Below are 26006 nucleotides of genomic sequence, written 5' to 3'. Positions count from 1 at the left end.
GTGGGCGGCCGGACGGTAGCGTTCGCAGGGAGTCACGAAGGAGCAGCCTCGGGAACCGGGTCGTCGTGCGGTGCGTTCACGGGGTGGAAGCTCATGCCGGACAGCCGTAGTCACCTAGGGGAAGACGCTCTTTTGATGCCCGATCGCAGCCTGCGACTCCTCACGTTCCCGCCGCGCCCGGCCCAGGGGGGCGAGCGTGGCGCCGCGCTGCTGCGGGAGCGCCCCACCTCGCCGCCCACGGAGTCGTCGCGGGGTGGTTCCGGCCAAGGGGGCGCCGGGCAGGGAGGCCCGGGGCACGGCGGTTCCGGGCACGGCGGCTCCGGGCACGGCGGCTCCGGGTCGGGTGGTGAGCGGCAGGACGACAATCCGTTCGCCCCACCGCCGGAGGGCGCTGCGGACCAGCCGTGGCGGCCTCGTCATCACGGGGACCCGTCCGGCACCGGGCACGGGCACGGGCACGGCCAGGGTCATGGTGAGGGTGCCGGTCAGGGCCCGGGGTACGGCCCTGGTCCGGGGCAGGCGCCCGGCCAGGGACCCGGTGGCCACGCCCCCTGGGGCAGTCAGTGGAGTGACCGGCAGCCCGGCCGCTCCCCCGGCGGCTTCGGCGAACGTCCGGGCGGCGGTCCGCAGGGCCCCGGCGGCCCGGCCGGCCCCGGCATGCGCTGGGACCCGACGGACCCGGCCCAGCGTCGCGCGCGCTACGCCCTGCTCTCCGGCATGTGGGCTGTCTTCTTCGCCCTGTTCAGCTGGCCCTACGTAGCCCTGCTGCTGGGCGCGCTCGCCCTGTACTGGGGCATCAGCGCCCTGCGCGCCAAGCCGCGCCGGCCCTCCCCCGACGCCCCGGCAGCCCCCGGCGGCCCTGTCGCCGAGGCCGGCCGGCCGCAGACGACGGCGGCCGTCAGCGGCCTGGTCACGGCGGGCCTGGCGCTGGTCCTGGTGGCCTCCACCTTCACCGTCCAGCTCGTCTACCGCGACTACTACACCTGCGTCAACGACGCCCTCACCCACGAGGCCAAGCAGTCCTGCGACACCCTGCTGCCCCGTGAGCTGCGGGGCGTGCTGGGCACGGAGAACAGCTGAGCCGCTCACCCGGTGTCCGGTTCCGGCCGGGGCTCGGCGTGCGCGCCAGGGTGTGTCCCGGGGCGCGTCCCTGCGTGTGACTCCGTGCGCGGCCGGGGTGCGGTGTCGGCGGCGGTGTCCCCGGAGGCGTTCTCACGCACGGCCTCGCGAGCGGTCTCGCTCGCCTTCTCCGGAGTTTCCACCGCCTGCTTCAGGGCCGCCCAGCGTGAGGCGCGGGCACCGTCGTCGTGCCACCCCGCGCCTCCCGTGACCGGACTCGTGACCGGCGCCGGGGCCGGGGCCGGAGCCGTGACCGGCGCGGGGGCCGGACCCGTGACCGGCGCGGGGGCCGGAGCCGGGTACGAGGTCGGGAACGCGTCGTCGGCGGGGAGCACCTCGTACCGGTCCTCCTCGGCCTCGGCCGCACCGGCCACCGCCCCCGTCCCGGCCCGAGCCGCCGTACCCGCCCTGCCGTCCTTGCCCCGGCCCCGCACTCTGAGCCTGCCCGCCGTGTCCCCGCCCCCGGTACCGCCCTCGGCCGGGGCCGGCCGAGCCTCGCCGTGCCCGGTCCCACCGGCCGCCCCGCCCGTGCCCCGGCCCGTGGTCGCCGCCTCCCCGGCGTCCTCCCCGGACCCCGTCTCCGCTCCTTCCCGCGTCTGCCCCGCCGTCGCCGCGACCGTCGGCACCCCGGCTCTCCCGTCGCCCTTCCCCGCGACCACAGGCGTCACCGGTACGGCACCGCCCTTCGCCCCGGCCGCCGGTGCCACCGCCCCCTTGCCGCCGCGCGCCTCGTCCGGGGCCGTGGCACCCGCCTCCGGGCCCGGGGCGCCGTCGTGGCGCCGCGGCCAGGTGCGCAGCCGCCAGGCCCGGGCGGTCAGGGCCACCGGCAGTGCGAACACCAGCGTCCAGGCACCGGCCGCACCCCCGGTCCGCCACCACTGCGGGCCGAGGCGGGACAGCGTGGCGACGCCCAGGGAACCGCCCGCCAGCGCGGCGAGCAGCGCGAGGGCCACCGCGCAGACCACTGCCGTCAGCAGCACGACACCGGCGGTACGGCCGGCCGACCAGCGGGCCCGCGCCGGCACCCCGGGCTCCGGCCGGTGGACGGCCGCCCGCGCCACGAACCATCCCGCCGTCATCCCGGCCAGCCCCGGCACCGCCCCCACCGCCCAGTTCCCCGTGGCGCCCGGCTCCGGGACCGCGGCCAGCAGCGGGAACGGCGGCAGCAGCGGGGCGGGGTCGGAGGCGAAGGGGTGGACCATATGCCCGGCGCCGAGGAGGAAGCCGGGGCCGAGCGCGTAGGAGGCGGCCCAGACCGCCGCGTTGGGGACCAGCGCGACACCGAGCAGCAGTACGGCGAACCGTCCCGTCCAGCCCCCCGTCAGCTGGACGAAGGAGGCCCGCGCGAGCTCGCCGTGCCACACCAGTGACACCCCGACCAGCAGCGCGCCGCCCCCGAACAGCACCGTCGTCGCGGCACCGGCGGCGCGTACGGCCGCGCTCAGCCGCGCCCACTCGTCCGTGCCGAACACCAGCCGCCGCACCGGCCCCGGCACCACCACCAGGGCGCGCAGCACCGGCTCGCGCGGGCGGCCGTACGCCGACCACACCCCGGCACCGGCCGCGCCCGCCGCGACCAGCGGCAGACACACCGTCACCCAGAGCCACTCGGGGCGCAGTTCGCCCCGGCAGCAGTACAGGGCCGCGGCGGCGCCGACACCCAGGTAGCCGAGGACCACCCCCGTCCACGCCGTACGCGCCCGCACCGGCGGCGGGCCGTCCGGTTCGGCGGACGCGTCGGTGGCGTCCCGCGCCGCCCGGTACAGCAGCCACAGCGGCAGGGCGAGCAGCAGCAGCGGGGTGACGCCGACGGGCATGGGCGCGCCGGAGAGGGTGCCGGTCCGGGTCAGTTCCACCCCGTGCGCCAGCAGCCACAGGGCTGCGGCGATGTGCAGCGCGCCGTCCGGTCCGTCGTCCGGATAGGGCGAGCTGACCCACAGCGCCATCACGAGCACGGCGAACGAGGCGAGGCCCAGTCCGGCCGCGACGGCACCGCCCAGCAGGCTCGCGCCGAGTCCGGGTGAGCGGTCGCGCATCCGGTTGGCCAGGGGTGACGTCGAGGAGCGGCGAACGGTCGTCTGGATCACGCTCGCCATGCTCCCAACGACACGCGCTTTCCCGTCGTAACAGGCGAACCTCCGAAGTGTCGCTCAATATACGTTTATGTTCTTTTTCGTACAGAAGGGTGCATCGTGACGACACAGAGTCCCGAGCCGACGGCCCCTCAGAACCGTGCCGCCGAAGCGCGCCTGACGGCCGGACAGGCACCCTCGCTGACCCCCGCTCAGGCCTTCGACGCGCTGTACGCCTTCTGCGCTCCCGCCCTCGTGCGCCAGACCTATCTGCTCACCGGGCGCCGGGAGCTGGCCCGCGAATCCGTGGAGCGGGCCTTCCAGCTGGCCTGGCAGCGCTGGCCCGAGGTGGCCCGGGACCGTGACCCCGCAGGCTGGGTACGGGCGGTCGCGTACGACTGCGCGCTCTCCCCCTGGCACCGCTTCCGCCCCCGCTACCGCTCACCGGAACCCCCGCCCGCCGACCCCGCCGACCAAGCCCTGCTGGACGCCCTCCTCCGGCTGCCGGCCACGTACCGGCGCACGCTCGTGCTGTACGACGGTGTGGGCCTCGACCTCCCGGAGACGGCGGCGGAGACGGAGGCGAGCACACCGGCCGCCGCTAACCGGCTGGTCCACGCCCGGGAGGCGGTGGCCGCGCTGCTGCCGGAACTGGCCGATCCGGAGAAGCTGCACCGCCGCATGCTCGAACTGGCCACCCGGGAGCGGCTGCGCGCGGAGAAGTCGACGACCGTACGCACCGGCTCCGAACGGCGGAACGTCTTCTGGACCCGCGCGGCCATCGCCTTCACCGTGACGGTCATCGGCGCGACCACGCTGACGCTCCGCACCGCACCGACGCGCTACGAGGCCCCGGTCGCACCCGCCCAGGCGGTGCAGGGCGTTCCCCCACCCGCCGGGCTGGGTCCGCTCTCCCGGCAGGAGCAGCGACTGCGGGCGAAGCTCCGCCGGTCGGAGGCGAGCGGACCGGAGAGACTGGCACCGGAGCCGAAGTGAGCGGTGACGCCCCGCAGAACGCCGGCAGGCCCGCCCCCGGACGGGGGAACGGGCCTGCCGGTCTGCGCGGAGGGGAAACTCAGGCGCTCAGGATCTCCCGGGCCAGCTTCGCCGTCTCGGTCGGGGTCTTGCCGACCTTGACGCCCGCGGCCTCCAGGGCCTCCTTCTTCGCCTGGGCGGTACCGGACGAACCGGAGACGATGGCGCCGGCGTGGCCCATGGTCTTGCCCTCGGGCGCGGTGAAGCCCGCGACGTAGCCGACGACCGGCTTGGTCACGTTCTCCTTGATGAACGCGGCCGCGCGCTCCTCGGCGTCGCCGCCGATCTCACCGATCATCACGATCAGGTCGGTGTCGGGGTCGTCCTGGAACGCGGCCAGGGCGTCGATGTGCGTGGTGCCGATGATCGGGTCGCCACCGATGCCGACGGCGGTGGAGAAGCCGATGTCCCGCAGCTCGTACATCATCTGGTACGTCAGCGTGCCGGACTTCGACACCAGGCCGATGCGGCCCGGCTTGGTGATGTCGCCCGGGATGATGCCGACGTTCGACTGGCCCGGGGTGATGATGCCGGGGCAGTTCGGGCCGATGATGCGGGTCTTGTTGCCCTTCTTGCCGGCGTACGCCCAGAAGGCGGCCGTGTCGTGCACGGCGATGCCCTCGGTGATCACGACGGCCAGCGGGATCTCGGCGTCGATGGCCTCGACGACCGCGTCCTTGGTGAACTTCTCCGGCACGAAGATGACGGAGACGTCGGCGCCGGTCTTCTCGATGGCCTCCTTGACGGTGCCGAAGACGGGTACCTCGGTGCCGTCGAAGTCCACGGTCTGACCCGCCTTGCGCGGGTTCACGCCGCCCACGACGTTCGTGCCGTCACCGAGCATGAGCTTGGTGTGCTTCATGCCGGTGGCGCCGGTCATGCCCTGGACGATGACCTTGCTGTCCTTGTTGAGCCAGATAGCCATGGTGGTTTGAGTCCTCGTCCTCGTGCTTACTTGGCGGCGGCCAGCTCGGCGGCCTTGTCGGCCGCGCCGTCCATGGTGTCGACGCGCTGCACCAGCGGGTGGTTGGCGTCCGTGAGGATCTTCCGGCCCAGCTCGGCGTTGTTGCCGTCGAGACGGACGACGAGCGGCTTCTCGACCTTCTCGCCGCGGTCCTCCAGGAGCTTCAGGGCCTGCACGATGCCGTTGGCGACCTCGTCACAGGCGGTGATGCCACCGAAGACGTTCACGAAGACGGACTTGACGTCCGGGTCGCCCAGGATGATCTCCAGGCCGTTCGCCATCACCTGGGCGGAGGCGCCACCGCCGATGTCCAGGAAGTTGGCGGGCTTGACGCCACCGTGCTTCTCACCGGCGTACGCGACGACGTCCAGGGTGCTCATGACGAGACCGGCGCCGTTGCCGATGATGCCGACCTCGCCGTCGAGCTTGACGTAGTTGAGGTTCTTCTCCTTGGCGGCGGCCTCGAGCGGGTTGGCCGCGGCCTTGTCGTGGAGCGCCTCGTACTCGGGGTGACGGAACTCGGCGTTGTCGTCGAGCGACACCTTGCCGTCGAGCGCGAGGACCTCACCGGAGGCGACCTTCGCGAGCGGGTTGACCTCGACGAGGAGGGCGTCCGACTTGATGAAGGTGTCCCACAGCTTGACCAGGACGTTGACGACCTTGTCCGCGACCTCGGCCGGGAACTTGGCGGCCTCCACGATCTCGCGGGCCTTGGCCTCGTCCACACCGTCGATCGGGTCGATCGGGGTCTTGGCGACGGCCTCCGGGCGGGTGGCCGCCACCTCCTCGATCTCCATGCCGCCCTCGACGGAGGCGATGGACAGGAAGGTGCGGTTGGCACGGTCGAGGAGGAAGGAGACGTAGTACTCCTCGACGATCTCCGGAGCGGTCTCGGCGATCATGACCTTGTGGACCGTGTGGCCCTTGATGTCCATGCCGAGGATGTCCGTCGCACGGGCGACGGCCTCGTCCGGGGAGGCGGCCAGCTTGACGCCGCCGGCCTTGCCGCGACCACCGACCTTCACCTGCGCCTTGACGACGGACTTGCCGCCGAGCCGCTCGGTGATCTCGCGCGCCGCCTCAGGCGTGTCGATGACTTCACCGGCCAGCACCGGTACATCGTGCTTGGCGAAGAGGTCCCTCGCCTGGTACTCGAACAGGTCCACGCGCTTCCGTCCCTATCAGTGATCTCGCGGTTCGTTGGATGCGTGGGCGTGCCGCGAAGGGCAACGTGACGTCCGCTGTCACTAGGGAAGCGCACACGGTGTCCGAGCGCGCGGCATGTCCGTCTCGCAGGTTATCGCTGCTTGCGGGGGCCCTCTAAATCGCGGGTCACACCTGAGCGGTGATACCTGTCACATGATGCCGGTTTTCCTGGCACAGCGTGCCGCCTCCCGGTGCGGTACGGGCGTTCCGCGAGCCTCACCGGGCTGGGGTTGACCCGGTGAGACCCCCTGGCGGCCCCGGGGACGACCCGGGGCCGGGGCGCTTGATCCCCACCCCAATGGGGACCACGCACCCCGTCCGCGGGGCTCCGCCCGGACGAGCCGACGGCTTTCGACCGCCCGGGCCGGCCACCCCGCGGAGCTGTGCGCGCCACCCACTCCGGGTACCGGGTGCCCCTTCCGGCCCGGTGTCACGCCGGCCGGTCCGACGCCCTCCGGTACCACGCCCTCCATGGTCACGCCACCCGTGGTCACGCGACCCGGGGTCACGCCGTCTCCGGTACCGGCAGGGGCCGCTTCTCCAGCGCGGCGGCCATCACCTCGGGGAACAGGTCGGGCGTGCAGGCGAAGGCCGGTGCGCCGAGCGCGGCCAGCGCCGCCGCGTGGTCGCGGTCGTACGCGGGCGCCCCTTCGTCCGACAGCGCGAGCAGCGCCACGAACTGCGTCCCCGACGCCTTCATCGCCGCGACCCGCTTGAGCATCTCCTGGCGGATACCGCCCTCGAAGAGATCGCTGATCAGCACGACGACGGTCTCGGCCGGCCGGGTGATCTGCGCCTGGCAGTAGGCGAGCGCCCGGTTGATGTCCGTACCGCCGCCGAGCTGCGTGCCGAACAGCACGTCGACGGGGTCGGCCAGCTGGTCGGTGAGGTCGACGACCGCCGTGTCGAAGACGACCAGCCGGGTGCTGATCGACCGCATCGAGGCGAGGACCGCGCCGAACACCGACGCGTACACCACGGACGACGCCATCGACCCGGACTGGTCGATGCAGAGCACGACCTCCTTCTTCACCGACCGCGCGGCCCGCCCGTAGCCGACGAGCCGCTCCGGCACGACCGTGCGGTACTCGGGCAGATAGTGCTTCAGGTTGGCCGCGACGGTGCGGTTCCAGTCGATGTCGTGGTGGCGCGGGCGGGTGACGCGGGCACTGCGGTCCAGGGCGCCGGTGAGGGTGGCCCGGGTGCGGGTGGCGAGCCGCTTCTCCAGGTCCTCCACCACCTTGCGCACGACCGCGCGGGCCGTCTCCCGGGTCGTCTCCGGCATCGCCTTGTGCAGCGAGAGCAGCGTGCCGACCAGGTGCACGTCCGCCTCCACCGCCTCCAGCATCTCCGGCTCCAGCAACAGGGAGGCGAGTCCGAGGCGGTCGATGGCGTCGCGCTGCATGACCTGCACGACGGAGGACGGGAAGTAGCGGCGGATGTCCCCGAGCCAGCGGGCCACGGACGGCGCCGAGGCGCCGAGCCCCGCCGACCGGTCCCGGCCCGTCTGCGACTTGTCCCCCCTGCCGTAGAGCGCGGCCAGCGTGCCGTCCATCGCCGCGTCCCGCCCGGACAGCGCGTACCCGGTGCCGTCGGCCTGCTCCCCGCCGAGTACGAGCCGCCACCGCCGCAGCCGCTCCCGCGCGGGGTCACCCACGCCCATGCCCACGCCCTCGTCCGACCCCATGACCCTGTCCGTCCTGCCCGTCCTGTCCGTCCTGTCCGTCCTGCCCGCGTCCGTCGCGTCCGTCGCGTCCGTCATGTGCCCACCCCCGTGAGGCGGTCGCCGTGCGGGGAACCGGGTGCCGCCGTGCGTATCTCCTCGCGGGTCGCGCCGGGGGGAGGGGTGCGGGCCGGCGCGGACACCGTGTCGAGGTGGGCGTCCAGGCCGAGCAGCAGCCGCAGTACCGGGAGGACGGCGTCGGCACGCCCGGTGTCCGGTTCGGCGGCGAAGCCGGGGAGGCCGGTTCCCTGGGCAGTGGTCCCGCCGGGCCGGCCCGCGGGACCGCGCCGGACCAGCTCGCCGAGGGTTCTGCGCACGCCCGGCTCGTACGCCGCGAAGGTGCGCCGCAGCAGCGGCAGTACGTCCGTGAAGGCGTCCGCCGGAACCCCCGTCAGCCAGGTGTCCAGCAGGGCGAGCAGCCGCTCGTCGTGCACCAGCAGCAGGCCGCCACCACCGGCGAAGCCCTCCACCCAGGCGGCGGCCGCGGCGGGAGGGGTGCCCGGCGACAGCGCGAGCCCCATCAGCCGGGCCGCCTCCCCGGACTCCAGCGCCCCGTCGTCCAGCAACAGCCGCACGGCCCGGCCCCGGATGACCCCGGGCACGGTGTCCCGCAGCGCCAGCACCCGCAACACGGCCCGCCAACGCCCCCGCAGCCCGCCGCCCCCGGCTCCGCCGACCGCCCCCGCCCCCGTAGCCGCAGCCGCAGCCGCAGCCGCAGGCGAACCGACGCCTCGGGCGGGGCCGGTGGCGGCATCACCATCCACCGCCACCACAGCCGCGCCGGCACCGGCGTCATACCCGCCCACGCGCGCAGGCGCTTGCGCGTCGTCACCAGCCGTCCCCGCGGGCACACCGGTGCCCTCGCCCGGCCCGCTCGCAGCCGTACCGGTGAGCACATCGGCGCCCCCGCCGGCCTCCCCCGCGGGCGCCCCGGTCAGGCTCTCCGCCAGTAGTCCCACCGCCGTGTGCACGGCGTCCACATGGCCGCGCATCTCCTCCGCCGCGTCCGTGTCGAGTGCGACGCAGGCCGGGGGCAGGCCGACGAAGACGCGTTCGGCGAGGCCCGCCGCGACCTCGGCCAGCGCGCCGGTGTCGGTGCCGCGCACGTCGCCGTAGCGCAGTGAGCGGACCAGGGCGGGCAGGGCCTGGGCGAGGTGGCCGACGTCGGTGTCCAGGGCCGCCCGGTCGGCGAGCACCCGCATGACCACGGGCAGCGCGTCCGGCAGTCCCGCCAGCAGGCACTGCTCGGCGACCCCGGTCACGTCGGCCAGTGCTCGCGCTCCCGTCGCGTCCGCCTCCGCCTTGGCCCGTGCCGCCGCGTGGACGGTCGTCCCCCACACGCCCGCCTCGGCGACCCGTACCGACAGCTCGGGTTCCCACCGCAGCCGCCAGGTCTCCCGGAACGTGCCCGTGCTCCCCCGGGACCGGACCGGCTCGCCCCAGCCCACGCCGAGCAGCCGCAGCCGGTGCAGCAGCCTGCTGCGGCCGGCGTCGGTGTCCCCGCGCAGGTCCAGCTCCAGCTCGCGCTCCAGCGCGTCCGGCTTCAGCCGCAGCGACCGCTGCCGGCGGGCCAGGTCGCGCTGCAACGGCACCGCGGGCGCCGACTCGGGGACCTCGCCCAGGTCGTCCCCGACCACCAGCCGGTCGTGCACCAGCGCCAGCGGCACGTCCGAGCCGTCGCACAGCACCGCCCGCACCGCGTCGGTGGTCTCGCCCAGACCGGGCAACGGGCGGCCCCGCAGCGCGGCCAGGGTCTCCGCGAGCCGTACGGCCTCGATGACGTGCGCGGAGGACACGATCCGGTCCTCCTCGCGCAGCAGCCGGGCCACCTTCGTCAGCCACCGCTCCACCGGCCGGTCGGGCGCGCGGAACAGGTGCCCGTACCAGCCGGGCGAGTCGATGCCGGCGCCGTAACCGCCGGACCGGGCCAGCCTGCGGTGCGTCCACGGCACCCAGGTCAGGTCAGCCCTGGTCCTGGGCAGCCCCTTGAGCAGCGCCCGGTCGGCGGTGACGGTGGTCCTCTCGCGCAGCGCGGGCACGTGCCAGGCCCCGCACACCACGGCCACCGCGTCCCCGAACTCCTTGCGCGCGTCGCGCAGTCTGAGCCGCATGTGTGCCTCGCGGACGAGGTCCCGGGGTCGCCCGCCGGCGCCGTACCGCTCGCGCAGCGCTTCCATGGCCTCCGCCACCGCCGCGAACGGCGCGAAGGGGTCGCCGGCGCCCGGCCCCCGGTGTTCTACGACGTCCTCCCACCAGCGCTCGGGGTCGTCGTACCCGGCCGCCTCGGCGAGCACGGCGAGCGGGTCGACGCGGACCCGGTCGCCGGGGCCGGGACGGGGAACGGGATCGGGCCCAAGTCCTGGTTCTGGTCCGGGCTCCGCGGCGCTGTCGCCGTCGTACCCGTCATCGCCGTCAAGCCCGTCATCGCCGTCGGCGCCGCCGTCGCCGGACTCGTCCACTTCCTTCTGCCACGCCAGTGTGTGCGTGGCCGGCAGGTCGATGAAACGGGCCGGGACGCCCTCGTCGAGAGCCCACCGCAGGGCCACCCATTCGGGGCTGAACTCGGCGAACGGCCAGAAGGCCGAGCAACCGGGCTCGTCCACGGCGTGGGCGAGCAGGGCGACCGGGGGCCGCAGGCCCGGGTCGGCGGCCAGCGGGATCAACGTGTCGGCCTCGGGCGGGCCCTCGATCAGCACGGCGGCCGGCCGGGCGGCGTCCAGCGCGGCCCGCACCGCGCGCGCGGATCCGGGCCCGTGGTGCCGCACCCCGAGCAGCAGCGGCCCGGCGGTGTACGCCGTGCTCCCGCCGGTGCCGGTCACGCGCTCACCTCCCGGCAGGCGCGGTAGAAGTCGGTCCAGCCCTCGCGCTCGCGCACGACCGCCTCCAGGTACTCCTGCCAGACGACCCGGTCGGCCGCCGGGTCGCGGACGACGGCGCCGAGGATGCCCGCGGCGACGTCTCCCGGCCGCAGGACGCCGTCGCCGAAGTGGGTGGCGAGCGCGAGGCCGTTCGTGACGACGGAGATGGCCTCCGCCGTGGACAGCGTGCCGCTGGGCGACTTCAGCTTCGTGCGGCCGTCGGCGGTGACGCCGTCGCGCAGCTCGCGGAAGACGGTGACGACCCGGCGGATCTCCTCGATGCCGTCGGGCGCGGCCGGCAGGTCGAGGGAGCGGCCGAGCTGCTCGACCCGACGGGTGACGATGTCGACCTCGGCGTCGGCGCTCTCCGGCAGCGGCAGCACCACGGTGTTGAAGCGGCGGCGCAGGGCACTGGAGAGGTCGTTGACCCCGCGGTCGCGGTCGTTGGCGGTGGCGATGAGGTTGAAGCCGCGGACCGCCTGGACCTCCTCGCCCAGTTCGGGGACGGGCAGGGTCTTCTCGGACAGGATCGTGATGAGCGTGTCCTGCACGTCGGCCGGGATACGGGTCAGCTCCTCCACCCGGGCGGTCATGCCCTCGGCCATGGCGCGCATGACGGGGCTGGGCACGAGCGCGTCGCGGCTCGGGCCGTGCGCGAGGAGCCGCGCGTAGTTCCAGCCGTACCGGATCGCCTCCTCCGGGGTGCCGGCCGTGCCCTGCACCAGGAGCGTCGAGTCGCCGCTCACGGCGGCTGCCAGGTGTTCCGACACCCAGGTCTTGGCGGTGCCGGGCACGCCGAGCAGGAGCAGGGCGCGGTCGGTGGCGAGCGTGGTGACGGCGACCTCGACGATGCGGCGCGGGCCCACGTACTTGGGCGTGATCACCGTGCCGTCCGGCAGCGTGCCGCCGAGCAGGTACGTCGCCACCGCCCACGGCGACAGCTTCCAGCGGGCCGGGCGCGGGCGGTCGTCCTGGGCGGCGAGCGCGGCGAGTTCGGCCGCGAAGGCGTGCTCGGCGTGCGGTCGCAACGCCTGCGCGGTCTCGTCGCGGTCGGGTGCGGCGGTCGTCGGTTCCACGGACACAGACATGGCTGAGGCCCCCTCCAGCTCGGCCGGTTCGGATCTGGCACCCACCGTGCACCACGCCACTGACAATCGCTCTGACCAGCACGAACGTGGTCGCCGGACCGATTGTCAGTGGCGGGACCTACCGTCGGTGACATGACTGAGCAGGGGGTGCGCTGGACCGCGGACCAGGTGCTGGCACTGGCGCCTGACGCCGCGTCACGCAAGGCCGGGAGCAAACTCGCCGTGGCCGGGCCGTGGTCCGGGACGGGAAGCGCGGAGGGGACGGTGTGGGGGCTGTGCAAGGGCAGCGGCAGCAAGCCGTACCAGACGGTGGTGGACCTGGCCGACGCGGCCGGGCCGGCGTACAAGTGCACGTGTCCGAGCCGTAAGTTCCCGTGCAAGCACGCGCTCGGACTGCTTCTGCTGTGGGCGGGTGACGACGGCGCGGTGCCGGTTGCCGCCCGGCCGCCGGAGTGGGCCGGGCAGTGGCTCGCGGGCCGGCGCGGACGGGCCGAGACCAGACGGGCGCGGGACGGGGCGGGTCCGGCGGCCGCACCCGCCGATCCGGAGGCGGCCCGGCGCCGGGCCGAGCGCCGCGCCGAGCGGGTCACGGCGGGCGCGAGCGAACTGGAGCAGCGCCTGGCCGACCTGCTGCGCAGCGGCCTGGCCGCGGCCGAACACGCGGGGTACGGCCTGTGGGACGAGACGGCGGCCCGCATGGTCGACGCGCAGGCGCCGGGACTGGCCGCGCGCGTCCGGGAACTGGGGGCGATCCCGGCGTCCGGCCCGGGCTGGCCAGCGCGGCTGCTGGAGGAGTGCGCGCTGCTGCATCTGCTCAACCAGGGCTGGCTGCACCGCGACCGGCTGCCGGACGGCCTCGCGGCCACGGTCCGTTCCCGGCTCGGCCTGCCCGCCACGCCGGACGGCCCGCCGCTGCGCGACCGCTGGCTGGTGCTCGCCCAGTACGACTCGGTGGACCCGAAACTGACGACGCGCCGGATATGGCTGCACGGCGCGGAGTCCGGCGGCACCCGGCTGCTGCTGTCCTACGGCGCGGCGGGCCGGGCGCCGGAGCTGTCGCTGCCGGTGGGCCTCGCCCTGGAGGCGGAGCTGACGGCGTATCCGGGCTCCGGCCGGTCCCGGGCCGCCCTGGGCGAGCGGTTCGCCCCGCCGGCCCCGGCAGCGTTCCGGCCGCCGGGTGTGTCGACGGCCGAGGCGGCGTCCCGGTACGGCGAGGCGTTGCGTGACGACCCGTGGCTGGACGCGGTCCCCGTGACCCTGGACCGGGTGACGCCGGTCCCGGACGGCGACGGATGGCAGCTGGCCGACGCCGACACGGACACGGCCCTGCCGGTGACCCGGGCCGCCCGCTCCCGGCCCGGCCTGTGGCGGCTGGTCGCCCTGTCCGGCGGCGCCCCCGTCACGGTCTTCGGCGAGTGCGGCCACCGCGGCTTCACCCCGCTCACGGCGTGGGCGGAGGGGGAGGGCGAGGCGGTGCCGCTGTGCTGACCCCGGCGGGTGGACGCGGAACGGAAGAAGACGGAAGGGAAGAGGGAGGGGAAGGCGACGTGATGAACGGGACACCGCCCGGCGGCGGGACACGGGCCGACGGGGAGGCGGGCGATCCGGTGGGCTCCCGGGGGAGTTCGGCGCGCACCGGGCACCCCTCGGCGGACTCCTCCGCGAATCCGCTACAGGCCCCGGCGGCCTCCCCGACGGCCGCAGCCCCCTCCCCGCCGGCGACGGCGCCCTCCTGGGAAGACCTGGTCACCACCGCGCTCCTCGGGACCGACCGGCGTGCCCCGGCGCACGTCGTACCGGGTCGTCCGGCCCCGGTGGCACTGCTCGACGCGGCGGCCGTGGCGACCGTACGGCGGCGTGCCGGGCTGCGGCCCGCGCGGGCGGCGCGGCGGCCCGGCCCGGCGCCCGCCGATCCACGCCCCGCCCTGCCCGCCCCCGCGGCCCGCAGACTCTCCGTCCTGCTGGCCGACCGGTCCGGTGGCGCGGCCGGCGGCCGGCGGGGCGGTTCCCCGGACCTCATGGAGCTGCTCCCCCAGTGGCTCGCGGCGGCCAACGCGCACGGGTACGCCGCGCCCCCGCAGCTGCTGCCCGCACTTCTGGACGCGGCCCGGGGCCGTACGGACCTGCGTCCGGCGGCGCTCGCCTTCGCCGGCCCGCGCGCACTGTGGCTGGCCCGGCTGAACCCGGACTGGCGGTTCGCCCTGCGTGCGGCCCCCGGCGGCGGTGCCGCCCTGCCCGATCCGGCGGACGCCGAGGCGGTGCGCCGGCTGTGGCAGGAGGGGCTGTTCGCCGAGCGGGCGGCGCTGCTGGGGGCCCTGCGCGTCCGCACGCCCGGGCTGGGCCGTGACCTGCTGGCGTCGACGTGGGCGACGGAGCGGGCGGAGGACCGGCTGATGTTCCTCGACTCGCTGCGTACGGGCCTGTCGGACGCGGACGAGCCGTTCCTGGAGCAGGCGTTGGGGGACCGCAGCCGCAATGTCCGGGCGACGGCCGCGGAACTGCTGTCGGCGCTGCCGGGCTCGGCGCTCGCCGCGCGGATGGCCGTACGGGCCTCGGCGTGCGTGGCCCTGGACCGTACGGGGAGCGCGCCGGCGATCGCGGTGGAGGCGCCGCTCGAATGCGACGCGGCCATGGAACGGGACGGTGTCGTGGCCGCACCACCCGCGGGACGGGGCGAACGGTCGTGGTGGCTGGGCCAGTTGGTGGAGGCCGCGCCGCTCGGCATCTGGCCGGGGCGGCTGGGCGGGCGCACGCCGCAGGAGATCGTGGCGCTGCCGGTGGCGGACGGCTGGCAGGGTGAGCTGCACGCGGCCTGGTGCCGGGCTGCGGTTCGGCAGCGGGACGCCGGGTGGTCGAGGGCGCTCCTCGGCTCGCCCTCGGCACCCGAGGCGGGCGGACCGGGCGCGGTGTCCCTGGCGGAGCGGGCGAAGCTGCTGGCCGCGCTGGATCCGGCGGAACGGGCCGTATGGGTCGCCGGGTTCATCGCCACGCACGGCCTGTCGGAGGCGTTCCAGTTGCTCGGGGTGTGCGCGGTCCCCTGGGCTCCCCCGCTGGGCCAGGCGGTCGTCGACGCGCTGAACATCGCCCGGGACGCCGGCAGTTACCCGTGGAGCTTCAGCGGGGTGATGGGGCTGGCGGAGCGTTGCCTGGACCCGGCGGAGGCGGTCCGGCTGGAGGGACTGCTGGCGGTGCCCGACGAGCGGGAGGACGCCGCGCCGGGGGCCGGCGGGTACTGGGCGGAGGCCTTCCAGCGCCTGGTCACGACCCTGCGGCTACGGGCGGCGATGACCCGGGAACTGTCCCCGCCCGCCCCGGCCACGCCACCACCCGGAACGCCCGCGCATCCACCGGAGACCCCCTCACCATCACGGGAGGCAGCCGCGTGACCCGCAACGGAACCACCCGGCCACCGCGGCAACCGCGCGACGGCCGAAGCCGGCCGGCTACGGTGCGTAAGCAGCCGCGGACCGGCGGGCGCGGCCTCGGACCAGCCTCGTGACGGGCCGGACGGGGGGCGGCGCCAGAGCGGCCGGAGGCGGCGGTCCGCCGCGCGCAGGCAGTCGCGGAACCACCCCGGCGCACCCTCGGAACCCGTTCGGGCCCGCCTGGCGGGCTCCACGAGGGACAGTCGCGTCACGGCCGAGGGCAGCGCGGAACCGCCCGGAGCAGCCGCGTAACGGTCCGGAGCAGCCGCCTACCCGACGGGAGCAGTCCTCCGGCCACCACGCGCAGGCCGGCCGCGCAACCCGGGAAAGACCCGCGCCGCCCGGAAACAGCCGCCGAACCGCCCCAGGCAGCCGGTCAGCCGCCCGACGCCGCCGGCTGGCGGACGTTCTCGCGGACCCACTCCACGATGGACGCGGTCGTCGCCCCGGGGGTGAAGATCTCCGCGACGCCCTTCTCCTTCAGCGGCGGGATGTCCTCGTCGGGGATGATGCCGCCGCCGAAGACGAGGATGTCCTCGGCCTCCCGCTCCTTGAGCAGGTCGATGACCGCGGCGAACAGCGTGTTGTGGGCGCCCGAGAGGATGGACAGGCCGATCGCGTCGGCGTCCTCCTGGATCGCGGTGTCGACGATCTGCTCCGGCGTCTGGTGGAGCCCGGTGTAGATGACCTCCATACCGGCGTCGCGCAGGGCCCGCGCGATGACCTTGGCCCCGCGATCGTGGCCGTCGAGCCCCGGCTTGGCGACCACCACGCGGATCGGACCGGCTGCCACACCCATCACTGCCTCCATCAAGCGACCACGGAAGCGATCGCTTCCGTCCGTATCGACAAGTACCGCACTTTTGGCGCGTTCCGCCACCGTCGCGAAGTGAACGAACGTTATCCCCAGCATCCCGCAGGCGGCAGTTTTACGGTGCGCGGCGAGGGGGAAATCACATGGTGGGACATGAGGGCACACGGGGGTCGAGCCGTCCCCCGGCGTGCCGACAGGAGGTGCCCATGAAGGTCACCGGGGTTTTGCCGCTCTTCCTCCCGCTCTGCCGCCGCATGTGGCCCGGCAGACTGGCCGGACTGTCCATGACGCTGCTGCGGGCGACGGCCCTGGAGGCGGCGATCCTGGCGGGTCACCTCCTGCTGTATCCGACCGGTCTGATCCAGGAGCGGCGCTCCGGCGCCCTGCCCGCCCCGGACGGGGCCGCGCGGCTGCCGGTCCGCCCCGCGCCCCCGGTCGTCCTGCTGCACGGCTTCATCGACAACCGTTCGGTGTTCGTCCTGCTCCGCCGCACCCTCGCCCAGCACGGCAGGCACCGGGTGGAATCGCTCAACTACTCGCCGCTGACCTGCGACATCCGCATCGCGGCCGAGCTGCTCGGCCGGCACATCGAGGAGATCTGCGAGCGCACCGGCAGTGCCCGGGTCGACATCGTCGGGCACAGCCTCGGGGGTCTGATAGCGCGCTACTACACCCAGTGTCTGGGCGGTGACCTGCGGGTACGCACGCTGGTCACCCTCGGCACCCCGCACTCGGGGACCCGGGTGGCGCCGCTGGCGGACGCGCACCCGATCGTGCGGCAGATGCGGCCGGGCTCCGCGGTGATCGAGGAGCTGGCCCGGCCCGCCCCCGGCTGCCGGACCCGCTTCGTGAGCTTCTGGAGCGACCTGGACTCGCTGATGGACCCACTGGAGACGGCCTGCCTGGAGCACCCCGACCTGGACGCGCAGAACGTCCGGGTGACCGGTATCGGCCACCTCGCCCTGCCGGTGCACCCCGCCGTGGCGGCGGGGATACGCGAGGCCCTGGACGCCCCGGACTCCGCAGACCGGGCCGCCGACGGCCTGACGGTGGCCTGAGCCCGGCCCCGGACCCGGCCCCGGACCCGGCCCCGGTTGCGTCCGGGGCGCGGAGCCCGCGCACAGCCGGCGCATCGCCGGCACACAGCCCGCACTTCGCCACTCGACATCGAACATTCTTCGAACGCAATGCCAAGGTCGGGTCCTGGAGCCCCGAAACACAGCCGAATGCCCGTTTCCGGCCCACCCGAAACAGGCCGAAGATTGTCGCGCCCAGGTACCGCCGGGTACAGTCGCCGCACTGCTCTGGCAGCCCCTGTTGTCGAGGCGAAAGAGAAGTTGGTGAACGACCGTCACCCGTCGGGGACCATGACCACCCCGGCCCCGGCTTCCGACGCCTCCACCGCGCACTACGCGCCGTACGGGGCACAGGAAGCTCCCTACGACGACCTCACCACGTACGGCGGTTACGACGCCACCCATTTCCCCGGTGACCCCGGGAGCACCTCGGCCTTCCACACCGATCCGCTCTTCGGGAGTCTGCCGGGCAGCGAGCAGACCACCGGCGCGTACGACACCACGCACTGGCAGACCGGCTCCGCCCAGACCCCGGCCTACGACCCGTACGCGGCCCAGCACTACGCCGCCTATGACTCCGGTGCCTACGACGGCACCGCCTGGGCCATCCCCGGACAGCCCACCGGGAACGACGTCAGCGGTCAGTGGGACGCCGGCGCCTGGACGCAGCCGGGCCCGTCCGGCGGCGCCGACCCCACCCAGCAGTGGGAGTGGGGCACCCAGACCTTCGACACGGGCGCCTACGACGCCACGCAGTGGAACGTCGCGGGGCAGAGCGTGCCGGCGCAGTCCGGGCCGGGTGACGAACCGTTCGATCAGCAGGCCACCGCGACCTTCGAGGCGGTCGGCGGCCCGCCCTCCGCGTTCGAGCACACCGGCGACCCCCAGGCGTCCGCGGCCTTCGAGCAGGTGCCGTACGAGGACACCGACTTCGACGAACAGCCCGCCGCCGACGGCGAGTCGGACTCCACCGGCGAACTGCCCGCCGCGACCGGCCTGCTGGACGGCCAGGAAGAGGTCGCCCCGGGGCCGGCGACCCGCGCGGGCTCGCGCGGCGCGGCGCGCTCCCGGCGCCGCACGCCCGCCAAGCGCTCCCGGCTGCTGACCGTCGCCGTACCGTCGGCCTGTGTGATGGGGGTGGCCGGGATCGCCGCCGCCTCGGTCGGCGCGCTCGCCGACGACTCCCATGACACCGCCACCACCGCCTCGGACGCCCAGCCGGTCAAGCCGTCCGTCGCCAACAGCAAGCTGGACAGCCAGCTCAAGACGCTCTCAGCGGGCGCCGACGACTTCGCCGACCGGGCGAGCCGCACCCAGGAGCGGATCGACCTCAAGGCACAGCAGGAGCTGGAGAAGAAGAAGGCTGCCGCGGAGGCCGCGCTCAAGGAGCGGCTGCGGCCCAAGTTCGCGCTGCCGGTCACGCAGCACGGACTCAGTGCCTACTTCGGCCAGGCCGGCATCAACTGGATGTCGGTGCACACCGGCATCGACTTCCCGGTCTCCTACGGCACGACGGTGATGGCCGCCACCGACGGCACCGTCACCACCAAGTGGAACAGCGCCTACGGCAACATGATGATCGTGACGGCGAAGGACGGCACGGAGACCTGGTACTGCCACCTCTCCAGCTACAGCGTCGCCTCCGGTACGACCGTCAAGGCCGGCCAGCCGATCGGCCACTCCGGCAACTCCGGCAACTCCACCGGTCCGCACCTGCACTTCGAGGTGCGGCCGGCGGGCGGGTCGGCCATAGACCCGCTGCCGTGGCTGCGCAGCCACGGACTGAATCCCACGTAGGCACCAGGGCCCCGCTCCTCGGCGGGGCCCTTCCGGCTTTCCCGGCCTTCTACAGCTTCTCCACCGGCGCGTACCGCAGCAGCAGCCGCTTCGGCTTGGCGTCGCCGAAGTCGATCGTCGCCTCCGCGTTCGAGCCCGTCCCCTTCACGGCGACGACCGTGCCGAGCCCGAACTGGTCGTGGGTGACCCGGTCCCCCACGGCCAGCGCGACCACCGGCTTCTCCGACGTGCGCCGTGTGGCGAACCCGGACGCGCCCGACGCCGAGGAACGCGAACGGCTCGAGGACAGCGAGGCGGCGATCCCGGACGCCGGCCCGGAGGCCACGGGCGCCGCCGCCCCGGTCCGCTTCCACTCCACATGGGCGGGCGGAATCTCCTCCAGGAAGCGGGAGGGCGGGTTGTACGACGGCTGGCCCCAGGCGCTGCGCATCGCCGACCGCGTGAGGTAGAGCCGCTCCCGCGCGCGCGTGATGCCGACGTACGCCAGGCGCCGCTCCTCCTCCAGTTCCTTGGTCTCGCCGAGGGCGCGCATGTGCGGGAAGACGCCGTCCTCCATGCCGGTCAGGAACACGACCGGGAACTCCAGGCCCTTGGCGGTGTGCAGGGTCATCAGCGTGATGACACCGTCGCCGTCCTCCTCGTCGGGAATCTGGTCCGAGTCGGCGACGAGGGCGACCTGCTCCAGGAACTCGGCCAGGGTCCCCTGCTCGCCCTCGCCCCGCTCCTGCTCGAACTCCAGGGCCACGGCCGCGAGTTCCTGGAGGTTCTCGATCCGGGTCTCGTCCTGCGGGTCGGTGGAGGCCTGCAGCTCGGCCAGGTATCCGGTGCGTTCGAGGACGGCCTCCAGCACGGTGGCCGGTCCGGCACCGGACTCCACGATCGTCCGCAGGTCCTCCATCAGCGTGTTGAACCGCTTGACCGCGTTGGTGGAGCGCGCGGCCATGCCGTACGCCTCGTCCACGCGCTTCAGGGCCTGCGGGAAGCTGATCTTCTCGCGCTGGGCGAGGGCGTCGACCATCGCCTCCGCGCGGTCGCCGATGCCCCGCTTGGGCACGTTGAGGATGCGGCGCAGCGGCACCGCGTCCTCGGGGTTGGCGAGGACGCGCAGGTAGGCGAGGACGTCCCGGACCTCCTTGCGCTCGTAGAAGCGGACTCCGCCGACGACCTTGTAGGGCAGGCCGACCCGGATGAAGATCTCCTCGAAGACACGGGACTGGGCGTTGGTGCGGTAGAAGACGGCGACGTCTCCCGCGCGTGCGTGGCCCGCGTCGACCAGGCGGTCTATCTCCTCGGCGACGAACTGGGCCTCGTCGTGCTCGGTGTCGGCGACGTAGCCGACGATCCGGGCCCCCTGGCCGGCGTTGGTCCACAGGTTCTTCGGGCGGCGGGACTCGTTGCGCTCGATGACCGCGTTGGCGGCGGACAGGATGGTCTGCGTGGAGCGGTAGTTCTGCTCCAGCAGGATCGTCGTCGCGTCCGGGTAGTCCTCCTCGAACTGGAGGATGTTGCGGATCGTCGCACCCCGGAAGGCGTAGATCGACTGGTCCGCGTCGCCCACGACGCAGAGTTCGGCGGGCGCGACGTCGTACTCGCCGGGCGGGGTGTCCTCATCGTGTTCCCCGGTGCCGACGAGCTCCCGCACGAGCGCGTACTGCGCGTGGTTGGTGTCCTGGTACTCGTCCACCAGGACGTGCCGGAAGCGGCGGCGGTAGTGCTCGGCGACGTCGGGGAAGGCGCGCAGCAGGTTGACCGTCGTCATGATCAGGTCGTCGAAGTCCAGCGCGTTCGCCTCGCGCAGCCGCGACTGGTACAGGGCGTAGGCCTGCGCCAGGGTCTTCTCGAAGCCGTCGGTGGCCTGGGCGGCGAAGTCCTCCTCGTCGATCAGCTCGTTCTTCAGGTTGCTGATCTTGGCGCTGAAGGACTTCGGCGGGAAACGCTTGGGATCGAGCTCCAGGTCGCGGCAGACCAGGGCCATCAGGCGCTTGCTGTCGGCGGCGTCGTAGATCGAGAACGACGAGGTGAAGCCGAGCTTCTTGCTCTCGCGCCGCAGGATGCGCACGCACGCGCTGTGGAAGGTCATCACCCACATCGCGTTCGCACGCGGGCCGACGAGCTGCTCGACGCGCTCCTTCATCTCGCCCGCGGCCTTGTTGGTGAAGGTGATCGCGAGGATCTGGCCAGGGTGGACGTTCCGCTCGGCGAGCAGGTAGGCGATGCGGTGGGTCAGCACGCGGGTCTTGCCCGAGCCGGCGCCGGCGACGATGAGCAGCGGGGAGCCGGCGTGCACGACCGCGGCGCGCTGGTTCTCGTTCAGCCCCTCCAGCAGTGCCGCCGCGTCCAGGGCGGGGCGCGGGGCGCCATCGCGGTAGTAGCCCCCCGCGCTCTCGGCTCCGCTCGGGTGGGAGGACCCCCATCGGTCCGGTGGCACGTCGAACTTCCCGCCGAACAGATCGTCCGGAAGCGGCTCCGGAGCGTGATCGTCCTCGGGCGGCGGCGGAGGTTCCTCCTCGTGCCCGCGGGGGGCCTGGAGGTTCGCCAGGAAGCTGTCGTCAAAGAGGCTGCTCATCGCTCTACGAGTCTAGGGCGCCCCACCGACAACCGGTCGCGGTCCCCCGAAGACGGCGGCCCTCGACGCGGGTTGATCTTCGAGAGGACCGGCGCGCCGACCGCTCACTCATCGGAAGCGCCTGGTCACACGCGCGTGAACCTTTACGGCCCCAGAGCAAAGGTCACGGAAATGTATCGGACAAACCGCACACCAACCTTCACAGAAGACACACGAGTTGGCTAGGTTTCCGTCAGGCCGCACGACCCCCCTCCGGCGAACGTCGCCGGGCCGCGCGGCCTCCGCCGAATCCGGCGCGCCCCCGCACGGTGCCCGGAGCCGGGGACCCACCGATCCTGGGGTGAATCGGCCGACTCCCGCCCGGGACGAGGCCGTAGGGCAACCCTTCCGAGCGCCCGCCCGAACCCTCCCTCCGAGGGGAGGCCTGGGAACCCCCACCACCGACCCCGGCAGGCGGCCGTACGGAAGGAGTCGCCTCCCTTGGCGTCGCACCGCAAGCCGCGCCCCGGCGGAACCCAGGGAGAGGGCGCCCGCACACCCGCCCTCGCCACCGCCGCCCTCACCTCCGTGGCCGTGCTCTCCCAGACGGCCGGGGCCGCACCCTCGCCCGTTCCGGGCCGGCCGAGCCAGGAGGAGATCGAACGCAAGATCGAGGACTTCTACCGCCGAGCGGAATCGGCGGCGGAGACGCCGGTCGCGGCTAGCGACGGAGGCCGGGGCGGCTGGAGGGCCGCACGAACCGACCGGGACGCCGAGCGGGCCGCGCGGGAGGCCGTGCGGGCCATTCGTGGGGGCAGGGAAGCCGGCACGGGGGTCGACGGCGCCGACCGGGGTGCCGGGTGGGCCGGACAAGGGACCGAGTCGGCCGGGCGAGGAGGCGGACGGACCGAGCCCGGTACCGGGAGTGCCGACCGGGCAACGGAGCGGGACGGCCGGGGAACGGAGTGGGACGGCCGGGGAACGGGGTCGGCCGACTGGGGCGCCGGCAGCGTCGAACAGGAAACCAGGCGAACCGGACGGGGCGCCGGGTCGGCGGGACGGACCGGGGCCGGACGGGCTGCACGGGCCGGGTGGTCCACGCGGGCCGAGGGAGGCGAGCTGGTCGAGCCGGCCGCGCCCTCACGACGGCCCGCCGACAACCTCCAGCGGCTCCGGGACGAGGTCGCCCGCCGCGCTCAGCACCGGGGCCGGGCCGGACAGCGGGCCGTGATCCCCGGCCGGACCAGCGCTCCCCCCACCGCACAGGCCGTGATTCCGGGACAGGGCGGCACCGTCCCGGCCGGGCAGACCGTGGTTCCCGCGCAGGACGGCCCGGACCCGCGCCGGCGGGCCATGATCCCGGCCCAGCGCGGTACGGTCCCGGCCGAGCGCGGCACGATCGGTGCCCGGAACACGGCCATGATCCCGCCCGCCGGGGACACCACCGTCCCCCGTCCCGTGGGGGACGCGGCCGTTCCCGCGCCCCCCGTGGACGCGGCGGGCCGCCAGGCGGAGGTGCCCGTGAGCGGCCCGAGGGCGGCCAAGGCGACCGTCCAGAAAAAGCTCGCCCACGCGCGTGTGCTGCTGTCCCAGCGGACGACACGGACCACTGCCACGCCCGCCACCGCCACCGCTCCCACGGTCGCGGCTTCCACGGTCATGGCTGCTACGGCTGCTACGGCCGCGCCTTCCCCGAACACGGCTGCCGCCGCCGCGCCCGCCGCCGTCCCAGCCCCGGCCGCCGCCGCACCGACAACCGCCGCATCCGGCACCTACGCGACCAAGGCCAGGAAGGCCATCGCCTTCGCCCGCGCCCAGGTCGGGAAGCCGTGCGTGTGGGGCGCCGCGGGCCCCGGTTCCTACGACTGCGCCGGGCTCACGCAGGCCGCCTGGAAGTCCGCCGGCGTCACCCTCCCGCGTACCGCCCGCGAGCAGGCCGACGCCGGCACCCCGGTCGCACCGGCCGAGGCCCGCCCCGGCGACCTCGTCTTCTTCGGCGACGACGCCGGCCACGTGGGACTCTGCACAGGCGACGGCATGATGATCCACGCCCCCAGGCCGGGCGCGTACGTCCGCGAGGAACCGGTTTCCGCCGTCGGGGCGGCCGTCCACAGCGTGGTACGGCCGGGCTGACTCAGAGGCGCGCCGAGGCCCGCGTCCGAAGGGACCGCGATCAAGTCCACAGGAAGGCGATCACGTCCAGAGGTCGAGGACCAGATCCCCAGGTCAGCGATCAGATCCCCAGGACGGTGATCAGATCCACAGGACGATCCCCAGGACGGCGATCAGGTCCACAGGACGGCGATGAAGATGTTGGCCGTGGTCAGCAGGCCGACCAGCCCGAAGAGGCCCTTGTCGATCCGCTCCTCGTCCCGCTTCACGTAGACCAGGCCGAGGATCACGATCAGCAGGGCGAGCTTCACGCCGATCTTGATGTTGTTGACGTGGTGGTCGTCGGCCTGGTTGAGGCCCACCAGGGCCACTCCGGTGACCAGCATGGTCAGCGCGCCGTGCAGCATCCCGGGCACGAACCGGGCCGTGCCCTGGCCCATCGCCTTCATCTGGGTGAGGAAACCGCCGAGCAGCGCGGCGATGCCGATGATGTGCAGGCCGACGAAGAGATGGATGAGTACGTCCATGGAGCCGGAGCCTAACCAGCCCCCTCCGCCCCGCCCACCACCGGTCCCCCTCCTCAAGCCCCTTCCCGAGCCCGCGACCCTCGGTCACCGCCCCCGGCGACCCTTCGTCACCGCGCTCGCTCATGGACGCGGCAATCCGACGGTCCGGCCGGTGCCATCTCGCATATATGCGCCCCATAGCACCTCACTTCCACCGGCAGTCCCCCTTTTCCGCTCTTCGGTCAGCACGCTCCGTAAACGCGACGACTCCAGTAAACCGGCACGGTCACATACGGTCACGTCCCGGTCCGTCCGAACCAGTTCCGTACACCGCGTTACCTGCTCGTCACCGTCCGGCCTAGCGTCCTCCCCCAGGTGACCGGCTCCCACCGCCGCACGGGCCAGAGGCGGCAGTCGGCCACCACCGCCGGGAAAGGCCCGGCGGAGGCCCGCTCCCCCGTGCGGGCCGCCGCGGGGCCTACCGGCCCCTCGGTCGTGTGAGTCGTACGGAAGGACGTGACGGTCCAGGTGGCAGCGCACCGCAAGCGCCCGCAGCGCCCGCTCAGCGGTCATACGGCCCGGACGGCCGCCACTCTCGCCCTGGCGGGCGCGGCCACAGCGACCGCCTTCGACGGGACGGGGCACGCCGAACCACAGCTGACGCCGGCGCAGGTGAAGGCCAGGGTGGAGACGTTGTACCGGGAGGCCGAGGCCGCCACCGAGAAGTACAACGGGGCGAAGGAGGAGGCGGTCGCCGGCCAGCGGCGGCTGAGCGCGCTGCAGGACGAGACCGCCCGCAAGCAGACGAGGCTCAACGCGGCACGGGAGGCGCTGGGGTCGATCGCGGCGGCGCAGTACCGGGACGGCGGCATCGCCCCGGCCTGGCAACTGGCCCTCTCCAGTGATCCCGACCGGTATCTGGACGGTGCCGCCTTCGCGGAGCGGGCCGGTGACCGGCAGGCCGCCGCGGTCTCCCGGGTGCGTCAGCAGTTGCGGGAGATCGAGCGGTTACGCGGCGCCGCGCGCGTCGAGGTGAGGTCGCTGCGGTCGCGGCAGGCCGAGCTGAGACGGCAGAAGAGGACCGTCACCGGCAAGCTGGACGAGGCCCGGCGGCTCCTGGCACGGCTGACCGCGCCGCAGCGGACCGAGGTCACCGGTGCCGGCGGCACGGGCGCCCGGGTCTCCCGGTCGGGCACCGGCGCGCGGCAGCCGCTGGAGCGACCCGGCTCCGCCGCCCCGACCCCTTACGCGGCGGTGGCCGTCGCCTACGCCTACAGCAAGCTCGGCAGCCCCTACGTGTGGGGCGCCACCGGACCGAACGCCTTCGACTGCTCCGGTCTGGTGCAGGCCGCCTACCGCTCCGCCGGGATCTCTCTGCCCCGCACCACCTACGCCCAGATCAACGCGGGCCGGCGGGTCTCCCGCTCCGAACTCCAGCCGGGTGACCTGGTGTTCTTCTACTCCGGGGTCAGTCACGTCGGTATCTATGTGGGCGGCGGCCAGATGATCCACGCCCCCAACCCGTCGGCACCGGTCCGCCTCGCCCCGATCGACCAGATGCCGTTCGCCGGGGCGACGAGGGTGGAATGAGGCCTGGCGGCGGGGCTGCCCCGGGCGGGCCCGCCGGAGGTCGGGAAACTCCTTCAGCGACTCGTCCTCGGCGACG

At 74.1% G+C, this 26006-nt stretch carries 16 protein-coding genes and 1 pseudogene; 8 read left to right on the top strand and 9 right to left on the bottom strand.

Features of this window, described 5'->3' with window-relative positions; translation table 11 throughout:
• The first annotated feature begins 135 nt into the window (after nt 1-135).
• Complete coding sequence (locus LG395_RS27175) at nt 136-1080, top strand: hypothetical protein (RefSeq protein WP_225811530.1); 945 nt, start codon at nt 136-138, stop codon at nt 1078-1080.
• A gap of 5 nt (nt 1081-1085) precedes the next feature.
• Here the strand turns inward: LG395_RS27175 and LG395_RS41715 are convergent, their stop codons facing one another.
• Nucleotides 1086-3215 carry a cell division protein PerM gene (locus LG395_RS41715; RefSeq protein ID WP_372463472.1) on the bottom strand — a complete coding sequence of 710 codons (2130 nt, stop codon included), beginning with the start codon at nt 3213-3215 and terminating at the stop codon, nt 1086-1088.
• Between the two features lie 96 nt (nt 3216-3311).
• Between LG395_RS41715 and LG395_RS27165 the strand changes: the two genes are divergently transcribed.
• The gene (locus LG395_RS27165) at nt 3312-4187 is read left to right on the top strand and encodes a sigma factor-like helix-turn-helix DNA-binding protein (RefSeq protein WP_225811529.1); all 876 of its coding nucleotides are present in this window, start codon (nt 3312-3314) and stop codon (nt 4185-4187) included.
• 79 nt (nt 4188-4266) lie between these two features.
• Here the strand turns inward: LG395_RS27165 and sucD are convergent, their stop codons facing one another.
• The 5 genes from sucD to LG395_RS27140 form a co-directional block, all read right to left on the bottom strand.
• On the bottom strand, nt 4267-5151 hold the full coding sequence (sucD, locus tag LG395_RS27160; protein WP_171153555.1) for a succinate--CoA ligase subunit alpha: 885 nt from the start codon (nt 5149-5151) through the stop codon (nt 4267-4269).
• Nucleotides 5152-5177: 26 nt separating this feature from the next.
• Entirely contained in the window at nt 5178-6356 is a 1179-nt protein-coding gene (sucC, locus tag LG395_RS27155; protein ID WP_171153557.1) for an ADP-forming succinate--CoA ligase subunit beta, read from the bottom strand.
• A gap of 545 nt (nt 6357-6901) precedes the next feature.
• A complete protein-coding gene (locus LG395_RS27150; RefSeq protein ID WP_225811544.1) occupies nt 6902-8083 on the bottom strand; it encodes a VWA domain-containing protein in 1182 nt (393 codons plus the stop codon).
• A gap of 71 nt (nt 8084-8154) precedes the next feature.
• On the bottom strand, nt 8155-10938 hold the full coding sequence (locus tag LG395_RS27145; RefSeq protein WP_225811528.1) for a DUF5682 family protein: 2784 nt from the start codon (nt 10936-10938) through the stop codon (nt 8155-8157).
• Nucleotides 10935-12065 (bottom strand): ATP-binding protein, encoded by a 1131-nt coding sequence (locus tag LG395_RS27140; RefSeq protein WP_171153560.1) that lies wholly within the window; start codon nt 12063-12065, stop codon nt 10935-10937. The genes LG395_RS27145 and LG395_RS27140 overlap by 4 nt, the downstream gene beginning before the upstream one ends.
• Before the next feature lie 132 nt (nt 12066-12197).
• Here LG395_RS27140 and LG395_RS27135 point away from each other — a divergent pair, with 132 nt between their 5' ends.
• Nucleotides 12198-13553 (top strand): SWIM zinc finger family protein, encoded by a 1356-nt coding sequence (locus tag LG395_RS27135; RefSeq protein WP_225811527.1) that lies wholly within the window; start codon nt 12198-12200, stop codon nt 13551-13553.
• Between the two features lie 62 nt (nt 13554-13615).
• Complete coding sequence (locus tag LG395_RS27130; RefSeq protein WP_263983029.1) at nt 13616-15451, top strand: DUF5691 domain-containing protein; 1836 nt, start codon at nt 13616-13618, stop codon at nt 15449-15451.
• A 415-nt stretch (nt 15452-15866) separates the two neighbouring features.
• Here LG395_RS27130 and icmB read toward each other — a convergent pair whose 3' ends face one another.
• Nucleotides 15867-16289, bottom strand: a complete 423-nt coding sequence (icmB, locus tag LG395_RS27125; protein ID WP_171153566.1) for a coenzyme B12-dependent isobutyryl CoA mutase small subunit — start codon at nt 16287-16289, stop codon at nt 15867-15869.
• A 221-nt stretch (nt 16290-16510) separates the two neighbouring features.
• Between icmB and LG395_RS27120 the strand changes: the two genes are divergently transcribed.
• Nucleotides 16511-17362, top strand: a complete 852-nt coding sequence (locus tag LG395_RS27120) for an esterase/lipase family protein (RefSeq protein ID WP_171153568.1) — start codon at nt 16511-16513, stop codon at nt 17360-17362.
• 282 nt (nt 17363-17644) lie between these two features.
• Entirely contained in the window at nt 17645-19177 is a 1533-nt protein-coding gene (locus LG395_RS27115) for a M23 family metallopeptidase (protein WP_225811525.1), read from the top strand.
• Between the two features lie 49 nt (nt 19178-19226).
• Here the strand turns inward: LG395_RS27115 and pcrA are convergent, their stop codons facing one another.
• Complete coding sequence (gene pcrA / locus LG395_RS27110) at nt 19227-21743, bottom strand: DNA helicase PcrA (RefSeq protein WP_171153572.1); 2517 nt, start codon at nt 21741-21743, stop codon at nt 19227-19229.
• Between the two features lie 1746 nt (nt 21744-23489).
• On the opposite strand from pcrA, the pseudogene LG395_RS41710 reads away from it, so the two are divergent.
• Nucleotides 23490-23855, top strand: a pseudogene (locus LG395_RS41710) (C40 family peptidase); the annotation flags it as partial.
• 152 nt (nt 23856-24007) lie between these two features.
• Here LG395_RS41710 and LG395_RS27095 read toward each other — a convergent pair.
• On the bottom strand, nt 24008-24361 hold the full coding sequence (locus LG395_RS27095; protein ID WP_014674457.1) for a hypothetical protein: 354 nt from the start codon (nt 24359-24361) through the stop codon (nt 24008-24010).
• 507 nt (nt 24362-24868) lie between these two features.
• On the opposite strand from LG395_RS27095, the gene LG395_RS27090 reads away from it, so the two are divergent.
• Nucleotides 24869-25930, top strand: a complete 1062-nt coding sequence (locus LG395_RS27090; RefSeq protein WP_225811542.1) for a C40 family peptidase — start codon at nt 24869-24871, stop codon at nt 25928-25930.
• The last annotated feature ends 76 nt before the right edge of the window (nt 25931-26006 follow it).

The organism is Streptomyces spinosus (assembly GCF_020400655.1).
Taxonomy (GTDB): Bacteria; Actinomycetota; Actinomycetes; order Streptomycetales; family Streptomycetaceae; genus Streptomyces; species Streptomyces argyrophylli.
The sequence above is the reverse complement of the archived record's forward strand: the minus strand, read 5'-3'. Positions and strand labels throughout refer to the sequence as shown.

Bases quoted from the DNA above. Each gene is read 5' to 3' on its own strand.
- LG395_RS27175 (WP_225811530.1), top strand. From the start codon at position 136: ATGCCCGATCGCAGCCTGCGACTCCTCACGTTCCCGCCGCGCCCGGCC.
- LG395_RS41715 (WP_372463472.1), bottom strand. From the start codon at position 3,215: ATGGCGAGCGTGATCCAGACGACCGTTCGCCGCTCCTCGACGTCACCC.
- sucD (WP_171153555.1), bottom strand. From the start codon at position 5,151: ATGGCTATCTGGCTCAACAAGGACAGCAAGGTCATCGTCCAGGGCATG.
- LG395_RS27150 (WP_225811544.1), bottom strand. From the start codon at position 8,083: ATGGGGTCGGACGAGGGCGTGGGCATGGGCGTGGGTGACCCCGCGCGG.
- LG395_RS27140 (WP_171153560.1), bottom strand. From the start codon at position 12,065: ATGTCTGTGTCCGTGGAACCGACGACCGCCGCACCCGACCGCGACGAG.
- LG395_RS27135 (WP_225811527.1), top strand. From the start codon at position 12,198: ATGACTGAGCAGGGGGTGCGCTGGACCGCGGACCAGGTGCTGGCACTG.
- LG395_RS27130 (WP_263983029.1), top strand. From the start codon at position 13,616: ATGAACGGGACACCGCCCGGCGGCGGGACACGGGCCGACGGGGAGGCG.
- icmB (WP_171153566.1), bottom strand. From the start codon at position 16,289: ATGGGTGTGGCAGCCGGTCCGATCCGCGTGGTGGTCGCCAAGCCGGGG.
- LG395_RS27120 (WP_171153568.1), top strand. From the start codon at position 16,511: ATGAAGGTCACCGGGGTTTTGCCGCTCTTCCTCCCGCTCTGCCGCCGC.
- pcrA (WP_171153572.1), bottom strand. From the start codon at position 21,743: ATGAGCAGCCTCTTTGACGACAGCTTCCTGGCGAACCTCCAGGCCCCC.
- LG395_RS27095 (WP_014674457.1), bottom strand. From the start codon at position 24,361: ATGGACGTACTCATCCATCTCTTCGTCGGCCTGCACATCATCGGCATC.